Source organism: Aggregatilinea sp. (assembly GCF_036822615.1).
GTDB lineage: Bacteria > Chloroflexota > Anaerolineae > Aggregatilineales > Aggregatilineaceae > Aggregatilinea.
In genome coordinates this window covers 40,833-49,066 of the sequence record NZ_DAISHJ010000030.1, presented here as the reverse complement: position 1 = coordinate 49,066, position 8,234 = coordinate 40,833, and the positions used below count along the sequence as shown (strand labels likewise).

8 protein-coding genes and 1 pseudogene are annotated in these 8,234 nt (G+C 63.9%); 7 read left to right on the top strand and 2 right to left on the bottom strand.

All coding sequences use genetic code 11. The features are described from left to right. Together V7116_RS11480 and V7116_RS11475 are read right to left on the bottom strand one after the other, a co-directional pair. The coding region (locus V7116_RS11480) for a LysM peptidoglycan-binding domain-containing protein (RefSeq protein WP_324392066.1) at positions 1-918 on the bottom strand (918 nt) is incomplete at its 3' end. Positions 919-1,026: 108 nt separating this feature from the next. Beyond that, positions 1,027-1,674, bottom strand: coding sequence for a helix-turn-helix transcriptional regulator (locus tag V7116_RS11475; RefSeq protein WP_324392065.1), 648 nt, complete (start codon positions 1,672-1,674; stop codon positions 1,027-1,029). Positions 1,675-1,917: 243 nt separating this feature from the next. On the opposite strand from V7116_RS11475, the gene V7116_RS11470 reads away from it, so the two are divergent. From V7116_RS11470 to V7116_RS11445, 7 genes and pseudogenes are all read left to right on the top strand, one after another. After that, on the top strand, positions 1,918-3,348 hold the full coding sequence (locus tag V7116_RS11470) for a hypothetical protein (RefSeq protein ID WP_324392064.1): 1,431 nt from the start codon (positions 1,918-1,920) through the stop codon (positions 3,346-3,348). Between the two features lie 116 nt (positions 3,349-3,464). Next, positions 3,465-3,695: a Fe-S cluster assembly protein IscX gene (gene iscX, locus V7116_RS11465; RefSeq protein ID WP_324392063.1), complete on the top strand. Its 231-nt coding sequence runs from the start codon at positions 3,465-3,467 to the stop codon at positions 3,693-3,695. Continuing rightward, a complete protein-coding gene (locus tag V7116_RS11460; protein ID WP_324392062.1) occupies positions 3,692-4,378 on the top strand; it encodes an NADH-quinone oxidoreductase subunit B in 687 nt (228 codons plus the stop codon). Before iscX ends, V7116_RS11460 begins: the two co-directional genes overlap by 4 nt. A gap of 47 nt (positions 4,379-4,425) precedes the next feature. Beyond that, positions 4,426-4,833 (top strand): annotated as a pseudogene (locus V7116_RS25800) (NADH-quinone oxidoreductase subunit C); the annotation flags it as partial. A gap of 237 nt (positions 4,834-5,070) precedes the next feature. Continuing rightward, entirely contained in the window at positions 5,071-6,267 is a 1,197-nt protein-coding gene (locus V7116_RS25795) for an NADH-quinone oxidoreductase subunit D (protein ID WP_349258510.1), read from the top strand. 47 nt (positions 6,268-6,314) lie between these two features. Continuing rightward, positions 6,315-6,947: a 4Fe-4S binding protein gene (locus V7116_RS11450; RefSeq protein ID WP_324392060.1), complete on the top strand. Its 633-nt coding sequence runs from the start codon at positions 6,315-6,317 to the stop codon at positions 6,945-6,947. Positions 6,948-7,185: 238 nt separating this feature from the next. Next, positions 7,186-8,234 (top strand): Mrp/NBP35 family ATP-binding protein (locus V7116_RS11445; protein WP_324392059.1); only part of this gene is annotated, 1,049 nt, incomplete at its 3' end.

Below are 8,234 nucleotides of genomic sequence, written 5' to 3'. Positions count from 1 at the left end.
GGGCGGCGCGTAGTCCGCCGCGCCGGGCGGCAGGAAGATCACCTGTCCGACGGTCAGCATCGAGTTTGGCAGGCAGTTCGCCGCGACAATCGCATCGACGCTCGTTTCGCCCTGTCCGGCCTCGCGCGTGCCCAGCACGAACGCAAACAGCGTATCGTCCTGCTGCACGGTGTACGGCTGCCACCCTTCCGGGCGGGTGCACGCGGCCTGCGTCCCGGCAGCGTCGGGCGTGGGCGGATCGGTTGGCGGGGGCAGGGGCGTCGGGAACAATCCGGGCGGCAAATAGAGCACCTGTCCCACCACGATCAGGCGGTCCGTCAGGCAGTTGCCTGCGACCAGCTCGTCCACGCTGGTGGTGACGCCCGCTTGTGCCACGATCAGCACGAACTCGAACAGTGTGTCGTCCTGCTGCACGGTGTGCGGCTGCCACCCGTCGGGGATCGCGCAGGCGAGCGCGTCGGGTGCGGCCTGGGTTTGCGCGGCGTCCGGCGCATCCGCGCGTACCTCGGCGGGCGCGGCGCTTTGCCCCGCGACATCATCCGGCGCTCCGACAGCTTCCGCGCTCGTTGGCGTGATCGCCTGCGCGGCCTCGACCGGCGTGTCGGTTGCCGTGGCGGTCGGGGCGCTGGTAGGCGTCTCCGTCGGCGCGGGCGTATGAGTGGCGGTTGCGGTTGGTGTGGGGGAGGGTGTGATGGTGGCGGTTGGCGTATCGGACGGCGTCGCGGTGCTGGCGGCCAGCGTGGGCCGCTGCACGACGACGGTCGGTGACGCCTCGCGCGTGGAATCGGACTGCCGCGCCGCGTTGATCACGACCGCAGCGGCGACGATCCAGGTGATGGCCCCCACGACTATCAGTACAAGTGGCAGCCGCCGGTTGTGGGGCGCACCGGGCGGCGCTGTCTGTTTGTTCTGACCCATGCCGCCCATTGTAGCGTGTCCGCTGGCGCGCAGACAAGAAGCGGCGTAACCATAAAAAAGCCCGGCCAGAACGCTGACCGGGCTGTGTGATGCTGCGAGATGGTGCCGTTAAGCGGGCTGCTCGCGGGAGCCGTCCTCACGCATTAGATACGTGCATGAGTCGTGCCCTTGAAGCTGCCAGCTCATGCGCTGCGGGCGCACGCCGGTCAGGCCGCGCACCAGATTTTCGTCCATGCGGCACAGCTCGGGATTGTTGCACGAAACCTGCTCGTACGGGCAGTTGGAGATTTGCAGCACCAGCCCCTCGTCCGATTTGCGCCACGCGGCGGTATAACCGTGCTCGTTCATGTACTGCACCGCGTGATCGAGGCGCACTTCCAGGGGGGCATCCGGCACGGAGGCGCTCTCCGTCATCTGCCCGGCGACGCCTTCCAGGATCTTGTTAAGCTGGCTGGGCGGAAGCTGCTCTTTAATCTGCGTGAGCAGACCCGTCGCCAGACCCTGGTAGTTGTTGGGGAAATGGTCGGCGGCACGGTCGGTCAGCGCATACACGTACTGCGGACGGCCCGGCGCGCTCCGGCGGCGAACGGCAGGGGCAGCAACCAATCCATCGCCGCGCAGGATTTCAAGGTGGTGGCGTACGGTCACCGCCGTGATTTTCCCGATACGCGAGCTGAGATCCGCGACGATTTCGTCGATGGTTGCTTCTTTCCGTTCCTTGAGTATTTCCAGGATATGTCGTCTGGTCTGTTGCATGTCAGGGACTCGCTTTACCACATTTACCATATTGTTTATAAATTTAATAAATCTTATATGCGGATCTGACTTATGTCAAATGACATGCGACAGGCGCTTTTGGGACAAAGGGCACATCTCTGCGATAATCTTCCGGCTTTTTGGGCCGCGCCGTGCTCGCGGTTGAAAGCTCGGCCAGAACTGGCTACACTTAGAACGCTTGAGTGGTGTTGTTTGGTGACGCTCTGAGAGGAGCTTGTTCGCATGAAGGTACGCCCGCAAGTTGCTGCCCTGATCGTGCTGCTGCTCGTAATGGGCTTTGTCTATGTTCTCGTGGGAGAAGCCGGGGTATCGACCGACGCGATCAAGCCCACTCCTACCGTCAGCCCCACCGCTGCACCGGCTGCGGCCAGCAGCGGCACGGCGGATAACTGGGTCGAGACGCAGGATGGTACGCTGACCTACATGGCCGATCCCACCCTCGATGTGCAGGCGGTTTACCTCGTCGATACGCTCGATGGCATGGTGGCGCAGTTCGGTGTGGACACGCCCGCCGAGGACGCCGCATACCCGGTGCTCGATCTGGCCCAGTCGATTTACGACGCGCTGAAGGACAGCGCGACCAGCAGCGATTTGACGTTCAGCCTTGACGAGCCGCCCGCGATCACGCGCGTTGGCGATACGCCCGTGGCGCTGTTCCATGTCACGCTGCCGCCGCAGGAAGTCGCTACCGGGGCGTTCGCCGGTCGAGATCTGGCCCTGGCCTTTGCGGGCACGCCCGAACGCCTGGGGATCTTCCAGTATATTTTTAACGGCGAGTCAAACCCGGTGGCTTACGATGACTTCCTGGCATGGATGTCGGCCCACGCAGCGGACCTTGTCGCGCCGGCAGCCGCGCCGACCGCCGAAGCGACCGAGCCTGCGCTGGAAGTCACCGCCGAAGCGCCTGCCGCCACGGAAGAAGCCGCGCCGGTAGGGACCGAAGCGCCCGATGTGGCCGTCACTGCCGAGCCGGAGCCTGTTGCGACCGAAGTCGCGCTTTTGCCTGAGGCGACCGAGGAACCCGCCGCCACCGCCGAGCCTGACGCGGCGATGACGCAGGACGCCAGCGCCACCGAGGAAGTGACCGGGGATTGGTTCGAAGTCGCGGACGGCGCGCTGATGTATGCGGCAGACCCGTCCATTACGGCCCAGATCAGCTACACGCTCGTGACCGCCGATCAACTGGTGGACCCCGAGCAGTACGCTGCGCTGCCCGAAGATCCCGCCGAACAGCCGCTGGCGATCCTCCAACTGCTGCGTGAAGGCCACGAGGTTCAGTTGGCGGATGCCGGGCTGGTTGTGGACGACGACGCCTACGTGGGGCCGAACGATACCGAAGTCGCCGGAGAGCCGGGCGCTGCGCTGCGCGTGGTGATCGCGCCGCAGATGGTCGGCGACCAGTCGTATCCCGGGGTGGATCAGGAAATCGCGCTGTTCTCGCGCGACGATGGCTGGCTGCTGGTGATCACCTATATGCAGCGCGGTGAATCGAACACGGCGGTGTACGACAGTTACCGCACGTGGCTCGATGACCACATGAGCGAGCTGGCCGAGCTGGAAGCACCCGCTGCCGAATCGACGGCGGAGGCCACTGCCGAAATCACGATTGAGGCCGTGGTTCCAACCGCCGAAGCGACTGAGGCGGCGAACTGACGGATCGAATGACCGGAAGGGGCGTATGTGAATACGCCCCTTTAAATGCGCCATCTGTCCTTACTTGGAATATCCGTGTGCGGTATTCTTTGGTATGATTAGCGCCGTGCCGTCCTATGGATGAAGACGACGATCCCAAGCCTTTGTATTGGGAGGCTTCTTACGAAATCGTGCTGAGCCTGATGGAGCACCATCCGCACGCCGATTTGGATGAGTTGGGGCTTCAGCAGTTGTTTGACTGGATCGTCGCGCTGCCCGGTTTTGCCGACGATCCGATCCTGGCTCACGACGCGCTATTGACCGAGATTTTACGGGAATGGTATGAAGAGCAAAGCGAGGCGTCATGACCCCGAATGATTTTTTGCAGGAACTCCACAACCCTGACGCGCCCGTGCCGGAGTCGATCCGCAACACGGTGGCCGTGACCACGTTCAACAAGCTGATGACCGCCATCTACAACTGGGGGCGGCGCAGCTCGGTGTGGCCTATGGCGTTCGGCTTGGCCTGCTGCGCGATCGAAATGATCTGCACGGCGTCCAGCCGCTTCGACCAGGCGCGCTTTGGTATGGAAGTCATTCGCGCCAGCCCGCGTCAGGCCGACCTGATGATCGTCAGCGGCACGGTCACCAAGAAAATGGTGGTCCCCATCGTGCGTCTGTACAACCAGATGGCCGAGCCGAAGTACGTGCTGGCGATGGGCGCGTGCGCGTCCGGCGGTGGTCCGTTCAAGGAAGGCTACAGCGTGGTCAGCGGCATCGACCAGTACATCCCGGTGGATGTCTACGTGCCCGGCTGCCCTCCCACTCCCCAGGCGTTGATGCACGGCTTTTTGATGCTGCAAAAGAAGATCGACGGCCAGTCGCTGGCGAACCCCAACAGCGTGCCGTGGTACGGTCGCGGCACGTATGATGCGGTGCCCGTGCCGGTGCTTGGTCCCGATATCCTCGATCCGCGACAGGCGTATTTGATGAAGCAGCAGGCGGAGATGAGCGCGACGGCTGAAGACTCTGTTTCCGGCGCCGAGGCGTAAATCTTCCTGTGCGGGCCAATCGAGGTCCGCGAACGTAAGGAGTTGTTATGAGCGAACAAGCCCCCGTGGTGGAACACGCCAGCCCGACCGACGATGCGCTGAGCCATCTGGAAGCGCGCTTCGGGGATGCGATTCGCCGCGATGAGCGGGAAGGGTACGACGGCCTGCTGGTCGATCCGGCGCGCTTGCTGGATGTGGCGCGCGCCGTGCGCGACGACCTGGGCTACGATTACCTGTCCAGTGCGACGGCGGTCGATTATCTGGACAAGGGCGATCACCTGGAGATGGTCTATCACGCCTACCGCACGGCTGGCGGCCCGCCGCTGGTCTTCAAGGCGCAGACCCCGCGTGAAAACGCCGTGCTGCCGAGCCTGTGCCCGGTGTGGCCGGGCGCGGACTTCCAGGAGCGCGAAGCGTGGGATCTGATGGGGATCCGCTTCGAGGGACACCCCAACCTCAAGCGTATCCTGCTGTGGGAAGGCTTCGCAGGTCACCCGCTGCGCAAGGACTGGAAAGAGCCTTATTTCGAGCAGGAAAATAAACCCTTTGACAGCCGCTGGCCCGACGGTCAGGTGTGGCGCGCCGAAGAGCACAACCCCTACGGGCGCAACGTACAGTATCCGCCCGGCTTCACGCTCGAAGGCTACCAGCCGCCCGCCGAGGAATGGTTCGAGGAACCGATCCCCGGCGATATGGACGTGCAGCGCGATCTGAACTCTGACCGGCTGATCGTCAGCATGGGGCCGCAGCATCCCAGCACGCACGGCGTCTTCCGCATGATGGTCAAGCTCAACGGCGAGACCATCGAGCGGCTGGAGCCGGTGATGGGGTACCTGCACCGCAACCACGAAAAGATCGGCGAGCGCAACACGTTCATTCAGAACATGCCGTTCACCGACCGCCTGGACTACCTGACCAGCCTGTCGAACAATTTCGGCTACGCGATGGGCGTCGAGAAGCTGATGGCCCTCGGCGCGCGCTACAGCCCGCCGACCCGCCGCGCGGAAGCGATCCGCGTGCTGATGGCGGAACTGACCCGGCTGGTCAGTCATTTCTGGTCGGTCGGCTTCCTGATGAACGACCTCGGCGCGTTCTTCACGCCTATGATGTTCGCCGTCGAGGAGCGCGAGCTGGTGCTCGACTTCTTCGAGGCGACCACGGGCAGCCGCATGATGTGCAACTACCTGCGCTTCGGTGGCGTGGCGAACGACCTGCCGGAGCGTCTGCGCAGCGAAGCGAGCCTGATCAACGACCGCGTGCGCGACTTCAACACGATGGAATACCTGTGGGAGATGATTTTCGAGCGCCTGCCGCGTGCGGTGGACCAGTTCGACGAATATCTCACCACCAACGAGATCGTGACCAACCGCTGCATCGGCGTCGGCACGCTCACCCGCGAAGACGCGATCGCGTACAGCGCGGCGGGCCCGGTGCTGCGCGCCAGCGGCGTGCCCTACGACGTGCGCCGCGCTGAGCCGTACAGCATCTATCCCGAGCTGGAATTTGACGTGGCGGTGCGCTATCACGGCGACGTGTACGACCGCTACCTCGTGCGGCTGGACGAGATGCGCCAGAGCCTGCGCATTTTGCAGCAGGTCTATAACATCCTCAAGGCAACCGAAGGCGAGCCGTTCTTCTCCGGGCGCGGCGGGATGTACAGCCCGCGTATCCCCGCCGGGGAATCGTATGGTCGCGTGGAGAATCCCAAGGGCGAGCTGGGCTACTACGTCATTTCCGACGGCGGCCAGAATCCGTGGCGCTATCACGTCCGCGCCCCCAGCTTCATCAACCTGACGGCGCTGGAGCGCATGTGCCTGGGCCACAAGGTCGCGGACGTCGTGGCGATCCTGGGCAGCATCGACATCCTGCTGGGCGAGGTGGATCGCTAGCGCGTCCGGGCGGTATCCGCGCGGGCGCGTAAGGAGCTTAGAGACTCATGTACGGAACTGGCATCTGGCGTGGCATGTGGATCACGCTGAATCACTTTGTAAATACCTATGTGGAAGATGTGAAGTGGGGCTTCAAGCGGCACGTGCCCACTGAAGCATTCCCCTCCCGGCAGGGCATGGAACAGCGCGGCGTGTTCACCGTCGAGTATCCTGACGAGAAGATCGCCGTGCCGGAGCGCTTCCGCTTCATTCCGTTCCTGGTCGTCGAAAATTACGACCATCCCGATCGTCCCGGCCACGACTGGTGCACGAGTTGCGGCATCTGCGCGAAGGTGTGCCCGCCGCAGTGCATCTGGATCGTGCGCGGGACCGACCCCGAAACGGGCCGCCCCAAGCCGGAGCCGGAAGACTTCCACATCGACATCGACATCTGCATGAACTGTGGCCTGTGCGCGGAGTTCTGCCCGTTCGATGCGATCAAGATGGACCACGACTACGAGTTGGCGAGCTACGATCGCACCGGCAACCACATCTTCGACAAGGCGCGCCTGTCGAAGGAGTTTCGCTATTGGCAGTCCATCGCGCCCACCGTGGCCGAAAAGGAAGCCGAAGCGCGCGGCGGTTGGGAGCACAAAGACGTGCTCAAGGCCCGCGCCAAGGAAGCCAAGAGCGGCAGCTAGCGATCGGGCAGGCATCAGCCATCGATGCGATTTTGGTAGGGGCGGAGCTTGCTCCGCCCGTTTTTGTGATGCGCCCTGTCACAAGTTGCGGTTCGCGCCGCCTGCCATCAGAAATCCGTTAATATCCCAGATGCGGATCAACCTTAAGGTATAATCTAGCGTACTGGCGTCGAGACGCCGCGCAGCATTGTTTTCGGACGCGACGCACGGCTGGTTTGTTAGACAGAAAGAGGGATTAGTGAGTAACCAATCAATACAAGATCAGGTGATGGCGGCCCTGGCGACCGTGATCGAGCCGGAACTGCACCGTGACATCGTGTCGCTGAACATGGTGCGCGATCTGACCGTGGAGGACGGCGTGGCGAAGTTCGCGGTTGTCCTGACGACGCCCGCGTGCCCGCTGAAGGACGTGATCTACGACCGCGCCCGCGCGGCGGTTCTGCGCGTGCCGGGTATCAAGGATCTGGCGATCAAGTGGGATTCCAACGTCCCGACCGATGGCCGCATCTTCGGGCAGATCGAAACACCTCTGCGCAGCGTGATCGCGGTCAGCAGCGGCAAGGGCGGCGTTGGCAAGAGCACCGTCTCGGTCAATCTGGCCGTGGCGCTGGCGCAGAGCGGCGCGCGCGTCGGCCTGATGGACGCGGACATCCTCGGCCCGAACATCCCCAAGATGGTGGGGCTGGGCTTCAAGCAGCCGTTCCTGACGCCCGATCAGAAGCTTGTGCCGTTCGAGGCGTTCGGGCTGAAGGTCATGAGCATGGGCTTCCTGGCCGACCCGAACACGCCCGTCATCTGGCGCGGCCCGATGCTGCACGGCGCGATCCGCCAGTTCTTCACGGACGTGGCGTGGGGCGAGCTGGATTACATGGTTGTGGACCTGCCGCCCGGCACGGGTGACGCGCAGCTCAGTCTGGCGCAGTCCGTCCCGCTGACCGGCGCGATCATCGTGACGCAGCCGCAGAGCGTGGCGATCGACGACGCGCGGCGCGGTCTGGCGATGTTCGAGAAGCTGAACGTCCCGATTCTCGGCGTGGTCGAGAATATGGCGGGCGAAATGTTCGGTGAGGGCGGCGGCGAGACCTTCGCGCAGGAGCGTAACGTTGCGTTCCTGGGCCGCGTGCCGATGATCCCCGCCGTGCGCGTGGGTGGCGACAGCGGCAAGCCGGTCGTGGCGTCCGAGCCGGACTCGGAAGCGGCAATGGCGTTCCGTGCGGTCTCGGAGCAGGTGGCGGCGCGTGTGAGCGTGCAGCTCCTGGCGACGGCTACGACCATCCCGCTGAACAT

Excerpts from the sequence above, each read along its gene's own strand:
- V7116_RS11475 (WP_324392065.1), bottom strand. The coding sequence starts at position 1,674 with ATGCAACAGACCAGACGACATATCCTGGAAATACTCAAGGAACGGAAA.
- V7116_RS11470 (WP_324392064.1), top strand. The coding sequence starts at position 1,918 with ATGAAGGTACGCCCGCAAGTTGCTGCCCTGATCGTGCTGCTGCTCGTA.
- iscX (WP_324392063.1), top strand. The coding sequence starts at position 3,465 with ATGGATGAAGACGACGATCCCAAGCCTTTGTATTGGGAGGCTTCTTAC.
- V7116_RS11460 (WP_324392062.1), top strand. The coding sequence starts at position 3,692 with ATGACCCCGAATGATTTTTTGCAGGAACTCCACAACCCTGACGCGCCC.
- V7116_RS25795 (WP_349258510.1), top strand. The coding sequence starts at position 5,071 with ATGGACGTGCAGCGCGATCTGAACTCTGACCGGCTGATCGTCAGCATG.
- V7116_RS11450 (WP_324392060.1), top strand. The coding sequence starts at position 6,315 with ATGTACGGAACTGGCATCTGGCGTGGCATGTGGATCACGCTGAATCAC.